This is a genomic window from Pseudomonas sp. NFACC08-1, assembly GCF_900106735.1.
GTDB lineage: Bacteria > Pseudomonadota > Gammaproteobacteria > Pseudomonadales > Pseudomonadaceae > Aquipseudomonas > Aquipseudomonas fluorescens_Q.
In genome coordinates this window covers 181145-200329 of sequence record NZ_FNNL01000007.1, presented here as the reverse complement: position 1 = coordinate 200329, position 19185 = coordinate 181145, and the positions used below count along the sequence as shown (strand labels likewise).

The 19185-nt window shown below is 61.5% G+C and carries 19 protein-coding genes; 12 read left to right on the top strand and 7 right to left on the bottom strand.

Annotation, left to right across the window (positions count from 1 at the left end):
* Positions 1-42: 42 nt before the first annotated feature.
* Together BLU76_RS16575 and BLU76_RS16570 are read right to left on the bottom strand one after the other, a co-directional pair.
* Entirely contained in the window at positions 43-672 is a 630-nt protein-coding gene (locus BLU76_RS16575; RefSeq protein WP_063325238.1) for an L-threonylcarbamoyladenylate synthase, read from the bottom strand.
* Between the two features lie 13 nt (positions 673-685).
* Positions 686-1549, bottom strand: a complete 864-nt coding sequence (locus BLU76_RS16570) for a PHP domain-containing protein (RefSeq protein WP_060740970.1) — start codon at positions 1547-1549, stop codon at positions 686-688.
* A gap of 87 nt (positions 1550-1636) precedes the next feature.
* On the opposite strand from BLU76_RS16570, the gene BLU76_RS16565 reads away from it, so the two are divergent.
* From BLU76_RS16565 to BLU76_RS16515, 11 genes are all read left to right on the top strand, one after another.
* Positions 1637-2233 (top strand): septation protein A, encoded by a 597-nt coding sequence (locus BLU76_RS16565; protein WP_092223530.1) that lies wholly within the window; start codon positions 1637-1639, stop codon positions 2231-2233.
* A gap of 1 nt (position 2234) precedes the next feature.
* On the top strand, positions 2235-2534 hold the full coding sequence (locus BLU76_RS16560; RefSeq protein WP_057452480.1) for a YciI family protein: 300 nt from the start codon (positions 2235-2237) through the stop codon (positions 2532-2534).
* Between the two features lie 107 nt (positions 2535-2641).
* The gene (locus BLU76_RS16555; protein ID WP_092223529.1) at positions 2642-3052 is read left to right on the top strand and encodes an SH3 domain-containing protein; all 411 of its coding nucleotides are present in this window, start codon (positions 2642-2644) and stop codon (positions 3050-3052) included.
* 7 nt (positions 3053-3059) lie between these two features.
* On the top strand, positions 3060-3737 hold the full coding sequence (locus tag BLU76_RS16550) for a response regulator transcription factor (RefSeq protein ID WP_063324675.1): 678 nt from the start codon (positions 3060-3062) through the stop codon (positions 3735-3737).
* Between the two features lie 328 nt (positions 3738-4065).
* A complete protein-coding gene (locus BLU76_RS16545; protein WP_092223527.1) occupies positions 4066-4503 on the top strand; it encodes a Spy/CpxP family protein refolding chaperone in 438 nt (145 codons plus the stop codon).
* A 65-nt stretch (positions 4504-4568) separates the two neighbouring features.
* The gene (locus BLU76_RS16540; RefSeq protein ID WP_063324673.1) at positions 4569-5909 is read left to right on the top strand and encodes a sensor histidine kinase; all 1341 of its coding nucleotides are present in this window, start codon (positions 4569-4571) and stop codon (positions 5907-5909) included.
* Between the two features lie 283 nt (positions 5910-6192).
* Complete coding sequence (locus BLU76_RS16535) at positions 6193-7620, top strand: di-heme oxidoreductase family protein (protein ID WP_092223525.1); 1428 nt, start codon at positions 6193-6195, stop codon at positions 7618-7620.
* 28 nt (positions 7621-7648) lie between these two features.
* A complete protein-coding gene (locus tag BLU76_RS16530) occupies positions 7649-8713 on the top strand; it encodes an imelysin family protein (RefSeq protein WP_003204891.1) in 1065 nt (354 codons plus the stop codon).
* Positions 8714-8715: 2 nt separating this feature from the next.
* Positions 8716-9813 carry a DUF1513 domain-containing protein gene (locus BLU76_RS16525; RefSeq protein WP_092223523.1) on the top strand — a complete coding sequence of 366 codons (1098 nt, stop codon included), beginning with the start codon at positions 8716-8718 and terminating at the stop codon, positions 9811-9813.
* A 155-nt stretch (positions 9814-9968) separates the two neighbouring features.
* Positions 9969-11117 carry an efflux RND transporter periplasmic adaptor subunit gene (locus tag BLU76_RS16520; RefSeq protein WP_092223521.1) on the top strand — a complete coding sequence of 383 codons (1149 nt, stop codon included), beginning with the start codon at positions 9969-9971 and terminating at the stop codon, positions 11115-11117.
* 13 nt (positions 11118-11130) lie between these two features.
* Complete coding sequence (locus BLU76_RS16515) at positions 11131-14157, top strand: multidrug efflux RND transporter permease subunit (protein ID WP_063324669.1); 3027 nt, start codon at positions 11131-11133, stop codon at positions 14155-14157.
* Between the two features lie 224 nt (positions 14158-14381).
* On the opposite strand, the gene BLU76_RS31915 is transcribed toward BLU76_RS16515, so the two are convergent.
* The 5 genes from BLU76_RS31915 to colR all read right to left on the bottom strand — a co-directional run bounded on the left by BLU76_RS31915 (position 14382) and on the right by colR (position 18060).
* On the bottom strand, positions 14382-14609 hold the full coding sequence (locus BLU76_RS31915; RefSeq protein WP_063324668.1) for a hypothetical protein: 228 nt from the start codon (positions 14607-14609) through the stop codon (positions 14382-14384).
* 2 nt (positions 14610-14611) lie between these two features.
* Complete coding sequence (locus BLU76_RS16500) at positions 14612-15322, bottom strand: lipopolysaccharide kinase InaA family protein (protein WP_092223517.1); 711 nt, start codon at positions 15320-15322, stop codon at positions 14612-14614.
* Positions 15323-15326: 4 nt separating this feature from the next.
* Complete coding sequence (locus BLU76_RS16495; RefSeq protein ID WP_092223515.1) at positions 15327-15995, bottom strand: class I SAM-dependent methyltransferase; 669 nt, start codon at positions 15993-15995, stop codon at positions 15327-15329.
* A 114-nt stretch (positions 15996-16109) separates the two neighbouring features.
* Positions 16110-17387: a sensor histidine kinase gene (locus tag BLU76_RS16490; protein WP_063324665.1), complete on the bottom strand. Its 1278-nt coding sequence runs from the start codon at positions 17385-17387 to the stop codon at positions 16110-16112.
* Positions 17377-18060 (bottom strand): two-component system response regulator ColR, encoded by a 684-nt coding sequence (gene colR, locus BLU76_RS16485; protein ID WP_058544498.1) that lies wholly within the window; start codon positions 18058-18060, stop codon positions 17377-17379. The genes BLU76_RS16490 and colR overlap by 11 nt, the downstream gene beginning before the upstream one ends.
* A gap of 218 nt (positions 18061-18278) precedes the next feature.
* Between colR and BLU76_RS16480 the strand changes: the two genes are divergently transcribed.
* Positions 18279-19022, top strand: coding sequence for a phosphatase PAP2 family protein (locus BLU76_RS16480; RefSeq protein WP_092223512.1), 744 nt, complete (start codon positions 18279-18281; stop codon positions 19020-19022).
* Positions 19023-19185 lie beyond the last annotated feature (163 nt).

The window sequence follows — 19185 nt, the reverse complement described above, 5'->3', positions numbered from 1 at the left end:
CTGGCTGTCTGTACGCTCCACGGCGGTTTCCACGGCGGACATTCAGGCCTCGACCATGAACGGTGTCGGATCGCCACAACCGACGCGCACCACCTGGGGCTCGCCATCGGCCAGGTTGATCACCGTGGACGCCGACATGCCGCCGAAACCGCCGTCGATGATCAGGTCCACCTGATGCTCGAGGATCTGGCGCATCTCATAGGGATCGGTCAATGGATCGGTCTCGCCGGGCATGATCAGCGTCACGCTCATCAGCGGCTCACCCAGTTCCGCCAGCAGCGCCAGGGCAATGGGATGGCTTGGCACCCGCAGGCCGATGGTGCGCTTTTTCGGGTGCAGCAACAGCCGCGGGACTTCCCGCGTAGCATTGAGAATAAAGGTGTATGGCCCCGGCAAATGCGCCTTGAGCAGGCGGAAGGTGCCGGTGTCGATCTTGGCGAACAGGCCCAACTGCGACAGGTCGCTGCAGATGAGCGCGAAGTTGTGCTTGTCGTCCAGTTGACGCAGGCGTCTGACACGCTCCACGGCATTCTTGTCGCCGATCTGGCAACCGATGGCATAGGACGAGTCGGTGGGATAGACCACCACGCCACCGCTACGAATAATCTCCACGGCCTGTTTGATCAGGCGCGCTTGCGGGTTTTCCGGATGAATCTGGAAAAATTGACTCACGTGTTCTACCTGTTCAGACGGCGGCGGTAACGGGATCATGTTTGAATCTACACCATAGTGGTGGCAGATCTTCCGGCAACGGGCGGTACTCGCCAATCTCGGACCAGCCCCCAGGGCCATGGAAATCACTGCCGGCGGTGACCAGCAGGCCGAACTCACGGGCCAGGATCGCCAGGCTGCCGACCTGCTCGGCAGGCTGATGGCCGTTGACCACCTCAATGGCATGGCCCCCCGCTTGAATATAGTCGGCGACCAGGCGACGGCGCTTGCTGCGAGTGAAATCATAATGCCATGGATGTGCCAGGCTGACCCAGGCGCCAGCGGCCCGCAGGGTCTGGACGGTTTCTTCCAGCGTCGGCCAGTGCTGCTTGACATCCCCCAGCTTGCCGGCCCCCAGCCATTTGCGGAACGCTTCGGCGCGATCCTTGACGAACCCTTCGCGCACCATCCAGTCGGCAAAGTGTGGCCGGGCCGGTGCGTTGCCGCTGTCGCCCAGTTCCTGCTGGATCTGCCGGGCGCCGTCCAGCGCACCGGGCATGCCCTTGAGGGCCAGCTTGCGGCTGATCTCTTCGGAACGCAGCCAGCGCCCGTCGCGCAACTGCGCGATGGCCTGGACCAACGCGGGCGCATTCACATCGAAACCATAGCCCAGCACATGAATGGTCGCCCCGCCCCAGGTACAGGACAACTCGACCCCATTGACCAGTTGCATGCCCAGTGCCGTGGCGGCGCTGCGGGCCTCGTCGAGGCCTTCGAGGGTGTCGTGATCGGTCAGGGCCAGGACTCGCACGCCGTGCTCGAACGCCCGCGCCACCAGAACCGCAGGCGCCAGGGCGCCATCGGAGGCCGTGCTATGGCAGTGCAAATCAACATTCACGAGAGTTTGTTACCTCAAATCAGCTGGCCCTATCGCGGCCAAGGATGTTTGTTATTATGCCGCCACATCCTGCTTCTGGCTGCCACTGTGAAACAATTCATCGACTTCATCCCGCTCCTGCTGTTTTTCATCGTCTACAAACTTGATCCACGAACCGTCGATATCGCCGGTCACTCCTTGACTGTAGGCGGTATTTACAGCGCCACCGCAGTGCTGATCATCAGTTCCCTGGTGGTCTACGGCGCATTGTTCGTGTCCCAGCGCAAGCTGGAGAAGAGCCAGTGGCTGACCCTGATCGCCTGCCTCGTGTTCGGCAGCCTGACCCTGGCGTTCCACAGCGAAACCTTCCTCAAATGGAAGGCCCCGGTGGTCAACTGGTTGTTCGCCCTCGCCTTCATCGGCAGCCACTTTGTCGGTGACCGCTTGCTGATCAAGCGCATCATGGGCCATGCCATCAACCTGCCAGAACTGATCTGGACCCGGTTGAACATCGCCTGGATCGCGTTCTTCCTGTTCTGCGGCGCCGCCAACCTGTTCGTTGCATTCACGTTCCAGGACTACTGGGTCGACTTCAAGGTCTTCGGTAGCCTGGGCTTGACGCTGTTGTTCCTGATTGGCCAGGGTATCTACCTGTCCCGTCATCTGCATGATGCCGACCCCACCACGCCAAAAACCGAGGACTGACATGCTCTACGCAATCATTGCTACCGACGTCGCCAACTCCCTGGAAAAACGCCAGGCCGCTCGTCCCGCGCACCTGGAGCGCCTGCAAAAACTCCAGGACGAAGGCCGCGTAGTGCTGGCTGGACCGCATCCGGCGGTGGACAGCAATGACCCGGGCGCCGCGGGCTTCAGTGGCAGCCTGATGGTGGTCGAATTCGACTCGCTGTCCGCCGCGCAGCAATGGGCCGAGGCCGATCCGTTCGTTGCGGCCGGCGTCTATGCCAATGTCGTGGTCAAGCCATTCAAGCAAGTCATGCCGTAAATGCCCCTGGCGCGATGAGCCTTCGCGGCTCATTGCGTTCAATTGCTCATTGTTCTCGTTTGCCTGCCGACAACCTGTCTAATCTCGATTGGAATTCAGGAGTTGCAATGCGCAAAGGTCCGTTGTGCCTGTTATTGGTCACGTTGGCGATCGGGGCACCCGCCCATGGCGAGGAGAACACCGAGGGCAGTCATTCGACGCCTTTGTCCCTGAGTGCCGGCAGCCAGATCGCCGAACTGCAGCAACGCTTGAAAGACAGCGAACGCCAGCGCGAAGAATTGAGCAAGCAATTGCAAAGCGCCGACAGCGAACGCGAGAGCGCATTGCTGGCCCGGTTGCGCCAGGAGAACCAGCGCCTGAAGCTGCAACTCAAGGAAGCCCAGGCCAGCCCCCTGCCACGCCTGTTGACCGATCAACAGCAATGGTTTGTCATCGGTGCCGGGGTAGCGCTATTGGCCCTGCTGTGCGGTATCTTTGCCAGCGGTGGACGTAGACAACGTCGGCAATGGCTAAATTGAGTGAGTCATGAGCGAGCTGTTACTGATAGACGATGACCAGGAGCTGTGCGAGCTCCTCGTTAGCTGGTTGAGCCAGGAAGGTTTTCAGGTCCGGGCCTGTCACGATGGCCAAAGTGCCCGCAAGGCCCTGGCCGAAACCGCCCCGGCAGCCGTGGTACTGGACGTGATGCTGCCCGACGGCAGTGGCCTGGAACTGCTCAAGCAATTGCGCAGCGATCACCCGGAGCTGCCGGTGCTGATGCTGTCGGCCCGGGGTGAACCGCTGGACCGTATCCTCGGCCTGGAACTGGGCGCCGATGATTACCTGGCCAAGCCCTGCGACCCACGCGAACTGACCGCCCGCCTGCGCGCCGTGCTACGGCGCAGCCACCCGACGGCCGTGTCCACCCAGATCGAACTGGGTGACCTGACTTTCAGCCCGGTGCGTGGCGTGGTCAGCATCGATGAACAGGAACAGGCCCTCACCATTTCCGAAAGCCGCCTGCTCGAAGCGTTGCTCAAGCAGCCAGGCGAGCCGCTGGACAAGCAGGAACTGGCGCAGATCGCCCTGGGCCGCAAGCTGACCCTGTACGACCGCAGCCTCGATATGCACGTGAGCAACCTGCGCAAGAAGATCGGCCCCCACCCCGACGGCCGCCCGCGCATCGTGGCGCTGCGTAGCCGTGGTTACTACTACAGCCTCTAAGCACTGCACCGATGCCTTGCTTGGACTGGGGGACATGATCCCTTTGTGGCGAGGGGATTTATCCCCGTTGGGGTGCGAAGCGCCCCCAAGTCAGTCTGCCCATTGGTGTATCAAATAACACCAAGGGGGGGCCGCTGCGCGGCCCAACGGGGATAAATCCCCTCGCCACAGATTATCTGCCTGCCACATCTTTTGCTTCGACGGTTTTGTAAGCCCGCCACCAAAACCTCTTTACCCAAGCTTTACCCACCCCTGACCGCCGCTGACCTTGATCTCCGTAATCTGCACTCATCCGGAACTGACCGGGAATGAGACAAGGAGACACACCATGCGCAAGACCCTTATCGCTCTGATGTTCGCTGCTGCCCTGCCGACCGTCGCCATGGCCATGCCTGGAGACGCCGGCCCGATGGGTCCGATGGATGGCCCGCGCCACGGCGGCATGATACATGACAAAGGTCCCTTCAGCGATCTGGACCTGAGCCGCGAACAGCGCCAGCAGATTCGCCGGATCATGGGCGAACAGCGCCACGAACAACGCGAACTGGTAGACAAGTACCTGGCCAAGCTGTCGCCAGCCGACCAGAAAGCCATGCAAGACGAAATGGACGCCCGGCATCAGAAGATCGATGCCCAGATCCGCGGGCTGTTGAAGCCTGAGCAGCAGAAAGAGTTCGACGCGATCCAGAAGAAACAGGCCGAGCGTCGCGCCGAGTGGGCTGAGTTCAAGGCCTGGAAAGCGCAACAGCCGCAAAAAGCGCAATAATGCACTGAAGCCCCCAGCCCAACGGCAAGTCGCCGTTGGGCTTTCTTTGTTTTCGAGGATTTACCGTGCGTTCATTGTTCTGGCGCATCCTGGCCAGTTTCTGGCTGGCCATCGCTCTGGTTGCAGGGCTTTCGCTCCTGATGGGCCACATGCTCAATCAGGACGCCTGGATCCTCAGCCGCCATCCGGGTCTCAACACCCTGCCCGAAGAGTGGACACAAACCTACGAAAGCCAGGGCGAGGACGCCGCGCAGGACATCCTGCAACAGCGCAAGCGTCAATATCACATCGACGTCCAAGTGTTCAATGAAAGCGGCGACCCGGTGGTGCGCGGCACCTTCCCACATCGCGCCGCGGCCTTCGAGGCTCGGCAGAACAACAACGAGCGACGCCTGCCCTGGCGGCGACTGACCGACGAATTCACCAGCGCCAAAACCGGCGACACGTATCTGTTCATCTACCGCATCCCCCATCCCGAACTGGACGCCTGGCACCGCGACAGCCTGCTCTGGCCCCTCAGTGCGCTGGGGATCGCGCTGGTGGTGCTGACCTTGTTCAGCCTGTTGGTGACGCTTTCCATCACTCGCCCGCTGAGCCGCCTGCGTGGTGCGGTGCATGACTTGGGCCAGGCCGCCTATCAGCAGAACAGCCTCGCCAAGCTGGCCAACCGGCGGGATGAGTTCGGCGTACTGGCCACTGACTTCAACCGCATGGGCGCACGCCTGCAAAGCTTGATCACCAGCCAGCGACAACTGCTGCGCGACGTGTCCCACGAACTGCGCTCGCCCCTGGCCCGGCTGCGCATTGCCTTGGCCTTGGCTGAACGGGCCAGCCCCGAGGAGCGTGAAAGGCTCTGGCCACGCCTGACCCGCGAATGCGATCGCCTGGAAGCGTTGATCAGTGAAATCCTGGTGTTGGCCCGGGTCGATGCCGACAACGCCAGCGCCGAAGAGGTGGAACTCAACGGTTTGCTGGTCACCCTGCAAAAAGATGCGCAACTGGCCTCACCGGAACAAACCGTGCAGCTCGAAACCGAGGCGGACCTGACCCTCAAGGGCTGGCCGACCATGATCGAGCGAGCAGTGGACAACCTGCTGCGCAACGCCCAGCGCTTCAATCCGGCCGGGCAATCGATCGAGATGCACGCGATGCGCCAGGGTGAACGGATCCTGATCAGCGTGCGCGACCACGGGCCAGGCGTGGATGCCGAACACCTGGGACAATTGGGCGAGCCGTTCTATCGCGCGCCCGGCCAGACCGCCGCCGGCCATGGCCTGGGCCTGGCCATCGCGCGCCGTGCCGCCGAACGCCACGGCGGCACGCTGGTGCTGGGCAATCATCCTGGCGGCGGGTTCATCGCGACGCTGGAGTTGCCGTTGGTGCCGGGGGCTGTTGTCCAGCCGTAACCTGCAAATGAACAGTTGATCTGTTGACTCCAGGGCAACGCTGCACCCTGTGGCGAGGGAGCTTGCTCCCGCTGGGCTGCGAAGCGGCCCCAAGATTTTGCGGTTGCTGCGCAACCGAGCGGGAGCAAGCTCCCTCGCCACAGGGAATCGAGCAAGCCTGAGTGAGCAGTGTTGCCGCCAGGCAAGCGCGACCCCCTCAACCAAACGATAATTCCTCTTATTCAAACAGCCCCGCCCTGTTAGACTTTGCGCCCTCGTTTTCACTCATCTCCCAGGACGCCCGATGCCGTCGTTGCCTCTTCGTTTATGTGCGTTGTTCATGGCCCTGGGCCTGAGCGCCTGCGATGATGCCCCGCGCTTTACCCAGGCCGAACCGGGTGAAGCCCGTTCCGGTGGCGCCGCGACAGTACGCAAGACGGACCAGAACGCCTTTTCCCTGCCCTCGGCCAACCTGCCGCCCTCACGGCGCGTGGATTTCAGCGTCGGCAACAGTTTCTTCCGCAGCCCCTGGGTGATCGCCCCCTCGACCACCACCGCTCGCGACGGCCTCGGGCCCTTGTTCAACACCAACGCCTGCCAGAACTGCCACATCAAGGACGGCCGCGGCCACCCACCTGCGCCGGACGCGACCACCGCGGTATCGATGCTGGTACGCCTGTCGATCCCCGACGCACCACCCTACGCCAAGGTCATCGAACAATTGGGCGTCGTGCCGGAACCGGTTTACGGCGGGCAATTACAGGACATGTCCGTGCCCGGCGTCGCCCCCGAAGGCAAGGTGCGGGTCGATTACACGCCGGTCCCGATGCGTTTCAAGGACGGCACCGTGGTGGAACTGCGCAAGCCGGACCTGCAGATTACCCAACTGGCCTATGGACCGATGCACCCGGACACGCGTTTTTCCGCCCGCGTCGCCCCGCCGATGATCGGCCTGGGACTGCTCGAGGCGATCCCCGACGAAGCCATCCTCGCAAACGCCGAAGCCCAGGCCCGGGAGAAAAACGGCATCGCCGGGCGTCCCAACGAGGTCTGGGACGATGCCCAGCAAAAAACCGTCCTGGGAAGGTTCGGCTGGAAGGCCGGACAGCCCAACCTCAACCAGCAGAACGTCCACGCGTTCTCCGGCGACATGGGCCTGACGACAAGCCTGCGACCCTTCGACGACTGCACCCAGACCCAGGCCGACTGCAAGCGTGCGCCCAGCGGCAACGGCCCCGATGGCGAACCGGAAGTCAGCGACAACATCCTGCGACTGGTGCTGTTCTATAGCCGCAACCTCGCCGTACCGGCCCGGCGCGAGGTGAATTCACCCCAGGTGCTGGCGGGCAAGAATCTGTTCTTCCAGGCCGGTTGCCAGTCCTGCCACACCCCGAAATACACCACCTCCGCCAACGCCGCCGAACCGGAGTTGGCGAACCAGCTCATTCGCCCTTACACCGACCTGCTGTTGCACGACATGGGCGAAGGCCTGGCGGACAACCGCAGCGAATTCAAGGCCAGCGGCCGTGACTGGCGAACCCCGCCGCTGTGGGGCATCGGCCTGACCGAAACCGTCAACGGCCACACCCAGTTCCTGCATGACGGCCGGGCCCGCAACCTGCTCGAAGCCGTGCTGTGGCATGGCGGCGAAGCACAAGCGGCGCAGCGTCAGGTTTTAGCGTTCAATGCCGAGCAGCGCACTGCGTTGCTGGCCTTCCTGAATTCCCTTTAAATGCCTTTTCCAGAAGTGGGAGCACAACATGTTCCGTCCCAAGCTGTTGTTCACCAGCCTCGCCGCCATCGCCCTCGGTGCCTGCTCGCCCCAGGATCCACAAGCCGTAACCTCGGCCGCCATCGCCAAGCAAGTGATCCTGCCGACCTATAGCCGCTGGGTCGACGCCGACCGGCAACTGGCGACCAGCGCCCTGGCTTTCTGCCAAGGCAAGGAAAACCTGGAAACCGCCCGCGCCGATTTCCTCAAGGCACAAAAAGCCTGGGCCGAATTGCAACCGCTGTTGATCGGTCCGCTGGCCGAGGGCAACCGCGCCTGGCAGGTGCAGTTCTGGCCGGACAAGAAAAACCTGGTGGGCCGTCAGGTCGAGCAATTGGTCAACAGCGAGCCACAGATCGACGCCGCCGGCCTGGCCAAGTCCAGCGTCGTGGTCCAGGGCCTCTCGGCCTATGAATACCTGCTGTTCGACGCCAAGATCGACATGGCCGACAGTGCGCAAAAAGCCAAGTATTGCCCGCTGCTCACCGCCATTGGCGAACGCCAGAAACAACTGGCCGAAGAGATCCTGTCGCGCTGGAACACCAACGACGGCATGCTCGCCCAGATGAGCAAATTCCCCAACCAGCGCTACGCCGATTCCCACGAAGCCATCGCTGACCTGCTGCGGGTCCAGGTCACCGCCCTCGACACCCTGAAGAAAAAACTCGGCACGCCGATGGGCCGCCAGAGCAAGGGTGTGCCGCAACCGTTCCAGGCCGATGCCTGGCGCAGCCAGTCGTCGCTGCAAGGCCTGGAGGCCAGCCTGAGCGCGGCCAGGACCGTCTGGGCCGGCGTGGACAACAAGGGTCTGCGCGGCCTGCTGCCCAGCGACCAGAAACCGTTGGCGGACAAGATCGACGCCGCCTACGATGCCTCCTTGAAGTTGTTCGCCAGCAGCCAGCGCTCGTTGACCGAAATGCTCAACGACGATGCCGGGCGCCAGCAACTCAACGATTTGTATGACAGCCTCAACGTCGTCCATCGCCTGCACGAAGGCGAACTGGCCAAGGCGCTGGGCATTCAACTGGGCTTCAATGCCAACGACGGTGACTGATCATGTTTCGACGTCAGGTCCTGGCACTGGGCAGCTTGCTGCTCGGCGCCGTCACCCTGGGCGGCTGGACGCTGTTCAAGCAAAAGGACAAGCACCCACTCTTGCTTTCGGCACGGGACGATGGCGACGGCAAGCACTATGCCGTCGGCTATCGACTGGACGGCACCCGGGTGTTCGCCACCCAGGTCGGCCAACGCTGCCATGACATCATCAATCATCCGACACAGCCGATTGCGCTGTTCGTCGCCCGTCGTCCAGGCACCGAAAGCTACTTGATCGACCTGCGCGACGGGGCGCTGCTGCAAACCATCGCCTCGTTGCCGAACCGGCATTTCTACGGCCACGCGGTCATCCATAACAGCGGCGAATGGCTGTACACCACCGAGAACGACACCACCGACCCGGGACGCGGCCTGTTGGGCGTTTACCGTTTCGAAGGCGAGCGGCTGGTGCACAGCGGCGAGATATCCACCCATGGCATCGGTCCGCACCAGGTCTCATGGATGCCTGATGGCGAAACCCTGGTGGTGGCCAATGGCGGCATTCGCACCGAGGCCGAAAGCCGGGTCGAAATGAACCTCGACGCCATGGAGCCGAGCCTGGTGCTGATGCAACGCGATGGCACCCTGCTGAGCAAGGAAACCCTCGCCCAATCGATGAACAGCGTGCGCCACCTCGGCATCGCCAGTGACGGCACCATCGTCTCCGGCCAGCAGTTCATGGGCGCAGCCCACGAGTCGTCGGAACTGCTAGCGATCAAGCGGCCGGGCCAGCCGTTCCAGGCGTTTCCCCTGCCTGAGGAACAATTGCAGGCCATGGGGCACTACACCGCCAGCGTCGCCGTGCACAGCGACCTGCGCCTGGTGGCCCTGACCGCTCCCCGTGGCAACCGCTTTTTCATCTGGGACCTGGACAGCGGTGAAGTGCGCCTGGATGCACCTTTACCGGACTGTGCCGGTGTGGGTGCGGTGGCCGACGGTTTCGTCGTGACGTCGGGACAAGGGCGTTGCCGTTATTACGATTGCCGGCAGACACAACTGGTTGCAAAGCCGCTGGATCTGCCGGCAGGGCTCTGGGACAACCATTTGCATCTGGCCTGAGCCAGGGAGCGAAGCCCATCGGCGCCGAGCTCCCTGATTTTTCGGAAAAATCCCACGCACCTCCAGCCCGCCAGCATCTGGAATAGCCCGCACACTCAGGGTAATGTGCCCGCCTATCTGTATTTTCTCTCAGCTCTTTTCCAAGGAAGTGGAACATGCTGCGACGCCGCATGCTGATCATGTTGGGTGTTGTCCTGCTGGTGGTGCTGTTGCTCGCCGGCTACAAGGCCTTCTCCATCTACCAGCAGATCCAGATGTTTTCTGCACCGAAACCACCCGTCAGCGTGGCCGTGGCCAAGGCCATCGAGCAGCCCTGGCAGGCACGCCTGCCCACCGTCGGTAGCCTCAAGGCCCTGCAAGGCGTGGACCTGAGCCTGGAAATCGCCGGGACCGTGCAGAAGGTGCAGTTCCAGTCCGGGCAGAAGGTCAAGGCGGGCCAGCCGCTGCTGCAACTGGATAGTGAAGTCGAAAGCGCCCTGCTGGAAACCGCCGAGGCCGACCTTGGCCTGGCGCAACTGGATTTCGGTCGCGGCCGACAGCTGGTGGGCAGCCAGGCGATCTCCAAGGGCGAATTCGACCGGCTCTCGGCACAACTGAAGAAGAACCAGGCCACGGTCAACCAGCTCAAGGCTTCGCTGGCCAAAAAACAGATTCTGGCGCCATTCAGCGGCACCATCGGCATTCGCCAGGTGGACGTCGGCGACTACCTGGCCAGCGGCACGGTGATCGCCACCCTGCAAGACCTCAGCAGCCTGTACGTGGACTTCTACGTGCCAGAGCAAAGCGTGCCCCGGCTCGCGGTCGCCCAACCGGTCAACGTCAGCGTCTCGGCCTATCCCGGGCAGACCTTCGTCGGCACCATCAGCGCGATCAACCCCAAGGTCGAGGACAGCACCCGCAACGTCCTGGTGCGCGCCACCCTGGGCAACCCCGACGGCAAGCTGCTGCCCGGCATGTTCGCCAACCTGCAGGTGATCCTGCCGGACGTGGCCGCCGGAATCGTCGTGCCGGAAAGCGCCGTGACCTACACCCTCTACGGCAACTCCATGTACGTGGTGGCGCAAAAGAAAGCCGCCGACGGCACAGTCGAGAAAGACGACAAGGGCCAGCCGGTCCTGATCGCTGAACGGCGTTTCGTTGAAACCGGCGAGCGACGCGACGGGCAGGTGCTGGTTACCAAAGGTGTGCAGAGCGGCGACCAAGTCGTGATCGCCGGCCAGATCAAGCTCGATAACGGTACGCCCATCGCCATCAGCGACGACAAGACCCTGACCGAACAGAACAGCCCGCCGCGCGCGGACTGATCAAGGAACCCCCATGGCTTTTACCGATCCGTTCATCCGCCGTCCGGTGCTCGCCACCGTGGTCAGCCTGTTGATCGTGCTCCTGGGTTTCCAGGCCTGGAGCAAGCTGCCCCTGCGTCAGTATCCACAAATGGAAAACGCCCTGATCACGGTGACCACCGCCTACCCCGGGGCCAACGCCGAGACCATCCAGGGCTACATCACCCAACCGATGCAACAGAGCCTGGCCAGTGCCGAGGGCATCGACTACATGACCTCGGTCAGTCGCCAGAACTTCTCGGTGATTTCGGTCTATGCCCGCATCGGCTCCAACAGCGACCGGCTCTTTACCGAACTGCTGGCCAAGGCCAACGAGGTCAAGAACCAGTTGCCCCAGGATGCCGAGGACCCGGTCCTCAGCCGCGAGGCCGCCGATGCCTCGGCACTGATGTACATCAGCTTCTTCAGCAAGGAACTGAACAACCCGCAGATCACCGACTACCTGTCACGGGTGATCCAGCCCAAGCTGGCGACATTGCCCGGCATGGCCGAGGCGGAGATCCTCGGCAACCAGGTCTTCGCCATGCGCCTGTGGCTGGACCCGGTCAAGCTCGCCGGCTTCGGCCTGACTGCCGCCGACGTAACCAATGCCGTGCGCCAGCACAACTTCCTCTCCGCCGCCGGTGAAGTGAAAGGCGAATACATCGTCACCAGCATCAACGCCAACACCGAACTCAAGTCCGCCGAGGCCTTCGCCGCGATCCCGCTCAAGACCGACGGTGATAGCCGGGTGTTGCTGCGAGACGTCGCCCGCGTGGAAATGGGCGCCGAGAACTACGACACCATCAGTTCCTTTGGTGGCACACCCTCGGTGTACATAGGGATCAAGGCCACACCCGGTGCGAACCCGCTGGATGTGATCAAGGAAGTACGCAAGATCATGCCGGACATGGAGGCCCAGCTCCCGGCCAACCTCAAGGCCGAGATTGCCTACGATGCCACCCTGTTCATCCAGGCCTCGATCGACGAAGTGGTGAAAACCCTGTTCGAGGCGGTGCTGATCGTCATCGTCGTCGTGTTCCTGTTCCTCGGCGCCCTGCGTTCGGTGGTCATCCCGGTGGTGACCATCCCGCTGTCGATGATCGGCGTGATGTTCTTCATGCAGTTGATGGGCTACTCGATGAACCTCCTGACCCTGCTGGCCATGGTGCTCGCCATCGGCCTGGTAGTGGACGACGCCATCGTGGTGGTGGAGAACATTCACCGGCATATCGAGGAAGGCAAGACACCATTCGACGCCGCGATAGAAGGTGCCCGGGAAATCGCCATGCCGGTGGTCTCGATGACCATCACCCTGGCGGCGGTGTACGCGCCGATCGGCCTGCTCCAGGGCCTGACGGGCGCTTTGTTCAAGGAGTTCGCATTGACCCTGGCCGGGGCGGTGGTGATCTCCGGCATCGTCGCCCTGACCTTGTCACCGATGATGTGCGCCATGCTCCTGCGCCACGATGAGAACCCCTCGGGGCTGGCCCATCGGCTGGACATGGTTTTCGAGCGTCTGAAGAGCCGTTACCAGCGCATGCTTCACGGCACGCTCAACACCCGGCCGGTGGTACTGGTGTTCGCCGTGATCGTACTGCTGCTGATCCCGGTGCTGATCATGTTCACCAAGTCCGAACTGGCCCCCGACGAGGACCAGGGCATCATCTTCATGATGGCCAACGCCCCGCAGCCAACCAACCTCGACTACCTGAACACCTACACCGATCACTTCATTACCATCTTCAAGGAGTTCCCGGAGTACTACTCCTCGTTCCAGATCAACGGCTACAACGGCGTACAGTCGGGCATCGGCGGCTTCCTGCTCAAGCCCTGGAACGAACGCAGCCGCACCCAGATGGAAATCCTGCCAGAGGTCCAGGCCAAGCTCGAAAGCGTGCCTGGTTTGCAGATCTTCGGTTTCAACCTGCCCTCACTGCCGGGCACTGGCGAAGGCTTGCCATTTGCGTTCGTCATCAACTCGCCGAAGGATTATGCGACGCTGCTGGAGATTGCCGAGCGTGTCAAAAAGCGCGCATTGGAATCCGGCAAGTTCGCCTTCATGGACATTGACCTGGCGTTCGACAAACCCGAAGTCGTGGTGGATATCGATCGCGCCAAGGCCGCCCAGATGGGCGTCTCGATGCAGGATCTGGGCGGTACCCTGGCGACACTGCTGGGTGAAGCCGAGATCAACCGCTTCACCCTCGAGGGGCGCAGCTATAAGGTCATTGCCCAGGTCGAACGCCCCTTCCGGGACAACCCGGACTGGTTGAACAACTACTACGTGAAAAATGCCAAGGGTGAATCACTCCCGCTGTCGACCCTGATCAAGGTCAGCGACCGGGCGCGACCGCGACAGCTGAACCAGTTCCAGCAGCTCAATGCGGTGACCATTTCGGGCTTTCCCGTCGTAAGCATGGGCGAGGCGATCGAGACCGTCCGCCAGATCGCCCGGGAGGAAGCCCCGGCGGGGTTCGCCTTCGATTACGCCGGGGCTTCACGCCAATTCGTACAGGAAGGCAGCGCGTTGTGGGTGACCTTTGCCCTGGCCCTGGCGATTATCTTCCTGGTGCTGGCCGCGCAGTTCGAGAGTTTCCGGGACCCGCTGGTGATCCTGGTGACCGTGCCGTTGTCGATTTGCGGCGCCTTGATTCCGTTGTTCCTCGGCTGGTCGAGCATGAACATCTATACCCAGGTGGGGCTGGTGACGTTGATTGGCCTGATCAGCAAGCATGGGATTCTGATTGTCGAATTCGCCAACCAGCTGCGCAGGGAACAGAACCTGACACCGCGGGAAGCCGTGGAACAAGCCGCGTCGATTCGTCTGCGGCCGGTGCTGATGACCACCGCTGCGATGGTGTTCGGCATGGTGCCGCTCATCTTCGCCACAGGCGCCGGGGCGGTGAGCCGCTTCGACATTGGCACGGTGATCGCCACCGGGATGTCGATTGGCACCTTGTTCACGCTGTTCGTGTTGCCTTGCGTCTACACGCTGCTGGCCAAGCCCGATAAACCCTGAAGGCGGCCAGAAGGGAACAGGAGGTTTTTTGTGGCGAGGGAGCTTGCTCCCGCTCGGCTGCGAAGCAGTCGTCAATGCACCAAGGCTACCTGAGCAATCGATTGGGACCGCTTCGCGGTCCAGCGGGAGCAAGCTCCCTCGCCACAGGTTTCAGTGCTCGACTGGAGATTGCGGCAGGAAAAAAAAGGCCTCGCACAAGCGAGGCCTTTTGGGCTTCGTGATGTTCAACTCTGCGGCCTCATTCCTTGGGACAGGCTGAACATGAACAGCAACAGATCATCGTCCGGTCGGATCGCCTCACTCGTCTTTGCCACACGCGGCAGCGGACAATACGCACCCGCACTGGACGCACTGAGGATCTGCGAACGAGGCTGTTCCCAGACAGCCAACGCCATCGACGCAACTGCCAGGGCTCCGACTAAAAACAAACCTCTAGCAATTTCTAGTTTCATCGCTATAAACCTTTGATAGCGCTGCCAAACGCCGCCTCGTAAAAATAGACCAGTTTTTTCCAGTCAGCCTCGCTGAACGACGAGTGGCGCCGCAGCTGCTTCAGGTCATGGGATGCCGCACGTTGGGCGGTCAGACGCTGGCGACACTTTTCAAAATCGAGCAAAGCCACTTCGGCCTCGGCCGCCTCGCCCTCCCCGCTCACGCGCACAAAGACATGCTTGATGTAGATACAGCCATGTTGCCAACGGCCCTTGTGCATGCGAGCCAGGTTTTCAGCCAGTGCCAGGAGGATTTGATCATGCACGGCTTCGCCATGGCGCTCGCGGCCACCCCCGGCATACCAGTGCTCGATCTCTTCAAAACCTTCCAGCGCCTCGGTTACCAGCAGCGCACGCCACTGGTGAACCGGGTCCCATTGGGCGCCACAGAAAATGAGCTGGGGGACGCGAACATCCAGTCGGGTCAACGCCAGGAGTGCGTCTTGCTCGCGCAGCACGGTCGGTCTACCAAATGGGTGCAGCCAGCTGCGATAAATATGTCCGGTCTGACGCTTGGCATAAAGCAGCTTGCCATCCTTGCTCTTGATCCGCTGCACGCCGCTTTCACCACCGCGACGTACATTAGGTTCTTCCACCCAATCACCCTGCTGACTCCAGAAATGTTCAAAGTCGTCGAGAAGAAACATTGATGGTTCTGCTGCCTGTACACCCATGCCCTTACCTCTTGCGCAATACATAAACTCGCCACATGGCATAGAGCGGTAGGAAATCCAGCCGTTCCTGAATGCGAAACCCAGACTGCCGAAACTCTTCTTCTACTGTATCTGTCGGTAACACAAATCGATTCTGGTAGTCTTTCTGCGCACGAGTGCGCTCCAGACGCTTGCGTTTCCAGGCCTTGAAATTGCCATCAACCCACAATGAAACGATCACGCTGTCGCGGCTGACACGCTCGAATTCCTTCAGAATCGCCAGTCGGTGCGCGGGTTCACCGATGTGGTGCAACAGACGCATGCAAAAAATGCTATCGACGGCGTTATCAGGCAACGCGATGTCGAACGCAGAAGTGTGCAAGGGTTGTACCCGTTTCACCACATCGGTCGGTTGAGCCTCCATTGCGGTCTTGAGCATGGCCTCGGAATTGTCCGCGCCGATGATGACTCGATTCGGCTTTTCGGCTAACAAAGACCAGAAGCGCCCGGCACCGCAGGGCAGGTCCAGGACCAGGCCGGGGTCTGCGACGAGGGCCAATGCACGCCGGGCCAGTTGTTGATCTCGCTGATTGGAAAGACGACGACTCAAGCCACGGCGGTGCTTATGAAAATATTCCCTGGCGTGCTGCTCGTCGTATTTTTCAGAAAATTCCAGCTTGATGGGTTTGGACATTAGGCGGGTCTCGATGACTGATCGGCCCCACCTTATGGATCGGAATGTCATGCCTTTGTGAAAATAAAGTCAGGTAAACGCTCCAATGTTTACAAGACTTTTCGGCATGGAGGTTTAGCCCTCTGGATTCAATTCCACCTCGAAGTGGCAACCATTGGGCTCCATCGTACTGAGGCTGACTGTCCAAGCCTGGTTCTCGCAGATGCGCTGCACCAGAGACAAGCCCAATCCCAATCCCTCACCGCGTTTTTCGTTTCCGCGCACGAACGGCTCGAACATCGCCTCGCGCTTCTCCTCTGGAATCCCCACGCCGCTGTCCTCGACCACGAATCCGGTGGTGGTCAGCGACAGGCGGATAAAACCCTGGTCAGTGTAGTGCAGGGCGTTACGCAATAGATTGCCCATCACGGCCGTCAGGAACGTGGCGTTATACAGGGTGTCGACGGGTTGCCCAGGTTCGAAGATCAGCGTCAGACCTTTGGATTCGATGGGGGCACGCCACACGCCAAGGAGGTTCTCGGCCACCTGCCCCAAGGTCAGTCGAGGCGACATGCCGTTGTCTTCACGCTCGGCCCTGGCGAGCATCAGGAAGGTCTGCACCAGCTCGCGCATCTCTTCACTGGCCCGATTGATGCGCTCGACCTGGGTACGACCGCGCGGGTCCAGCGCCGGGTTTTCCAACAGCAACTCACAAGAGGTCGCCAGGACCATCAACGGTGTGCGCAACTCGTGGCTCACGTCGCTGGTAAACAACCGCTCGCGGGTCAAGGCCTGGCGTAAACGCCCCAATGTGGCATCGAACGCCACCGCCAGTTCACCCACCTCATCGGCGGCATAATCCGGGGCCAGCGGCGGCGCGAGTCCCAGCAGCTGGTCGCGATGACGCACTTGCCGGGCCAGGCGAACCACGGGCGCCATTACCCGGCGTGCCAAGACCCAGCCCAGAAATACCGCCAGTGCCAGGCTGAGCACGAAACCCACCAGCACCACGGCGAACAGCACCCGTTCGCGCTCTTCGAAATCGCTCTGGTCCTGCAGCAACACGTAGTGCCGCCCATCAACGATCTCTACCATGGCGTGATAGGACAACTGCTCGCGAAACACCTCGTGGAAACCGCGCTCCAGATGGCGCAGATCCTTGGGCAACTCGAAGTCCCCCGGGCCGCCGCTGAAATAAAACAACTGGTCGGGTTCCGGCCGATGGTTCCAGTCCGAGACACTGTCCATCAACAGCAGGCGTTGCAAATCACCGCCAAGCCCGGCGGAAATCAGCTTCTCTTCCACCAGGTGGACCGTCGCCACGATGCCCATGGCGAAAGCGCCTGCCACCAGTGCGCTCATCAGCGCAAAGGCGATGATGATCCGTTGGGCGAGGCTCTGCTTAAACTCCATCGCGGCCCTCGGCCAAGCGATAGCCGACGCCATGTACGGTGTGCAACAACGGTTTGTCGAACGGTTTGTCGATCACCTGGCGCAGTTGATGGACGTGGCTGCGCAGGCTGTCGCTGTCCGGGCAGTCATCGCCCCACAAGGCTTCTTCGAGGATTTCGCGGCGCAGCACGTGGGGGCTTTTCTGCATCAGTACCGCCAGCAGCTTGAGGCCTACGGGGTTGAGCTTGAGCAGCTTTCCTTCGCGCGTCACTTCAAGGGTATCGAGGTCATAGCTCAGGTCGCCGACCTGCAAGGCACGGCGGCCACCGCCCTGGGATCGACGCATGACGGCTTCGATCCGCGCCGCCAGTTCCGACAAGGCAAACGGCTTGATCAGGTAGTCATCGGCGCCGGACTTGAAGCCCTGCAAACGATCGTCCAACTGATCCCGGGCGGTGAGCATGATCACCGGCGTATCGCGCCGGGCGTCTTCGCGCAGGCGCTTGCACAAGGTGTAGCCGTCGATGCCCGGCAGCATGATGTCGAGCACGATCAGGTCGTAGTGTTCGGTCGCGGCCAGGTGCAACCCCGACAAACCGTCCTGGGCACAATCGACGGTATAGCCCTTGAGCCCCAGGTAATCGGCCAGATTGGCCAGGATATCGCGGTTGTCTTCGACCAATAGAATTCGCATGGGCACCTCAGCGTACGCAATTAACGGCCATCTTGGCCCGCGCAGCTTACGGCCAAGTTTGGCTGACGGCTAGGATTGTATCGGCTGTGGCAGCCTGGACCCACAGCCAGACTGCAAGGCATTGACGAGTTTTTCACCCAACATTCACACCGTCCCGACGCAACACAGACCAGACTGCGCATCGCGCTGCTTACGCCCCCACCACCAAAGGTACTGCCATGGTTTCCACCGCCATCCGCCCCGCTTCCAGGCCCCTGAATTTCTGGATTGCCCTCGGCCTGCCTGCCTTTGTCGCAGCGATTCTGGTGTTACTGGAACTGACCACGTTGGACATGGACCTGGCGAAGCTGTTTTACGACCCGATGGCGGGTGGATTTATCGGTCGACACAGCTTTTTCCTGGAGGACATCCTGCACGACCGGGCCAAAGAGGTGGTGATCGTATTTTCCATGCTGGCGGTCCTGGGATTCATCAGCTCGTTCTTCATCGCCCGGCTCAAACCGCTCAAGCGCGAGCTCGGTTGCCTGGTGCTGTCCCTGGCACTGGCGACGTCCTTCGTCACGCCGATGAAAGCGGTGACAGCAGTGCAATGCCCCTGGAGCCTGAAGGAATTCGGTGGCAAGGAAACCTATAGCGAACTGCTCAGCCCACGGCCGGCCACGGACAAACCCGGTCGATGCTGGCCCGGCGGTCACGCCGCCACTGGGTTCACGTTGTTTGCGCTGTTTTTTGTGCTACGCGACCGCCGTCCACGCCTGGCCCGCCAGGCTCTGATATTCGCCTTCACGTTGGGAACGGTGTTCTCCCTGGGGCGGATGATGCAAGGGGCGCATTTCTTTTCCCATAACGTGTGGACGGCGGTGTTCTGTTGGCTGATTTGCCTGGGGTGTTACTACTACATCCTGTACCGACCGGCCGCCACGGCTGATCACGTAGCTGTAACCAGTCCCGCCAATGCCTGAACTGAACCACATCCCAATGTGGGAGCGAGCTTGCTCGCGATAGCGGTGGGTCAGTGCCGGATATATGAGCTGACACACCGTAATCGCGAGCAAGCTCGCTCCCACAGGGGATTGGCACCGCGTCATGAATCCAAGGCAATAAAAAACCCCGCTTGCTTTCGCA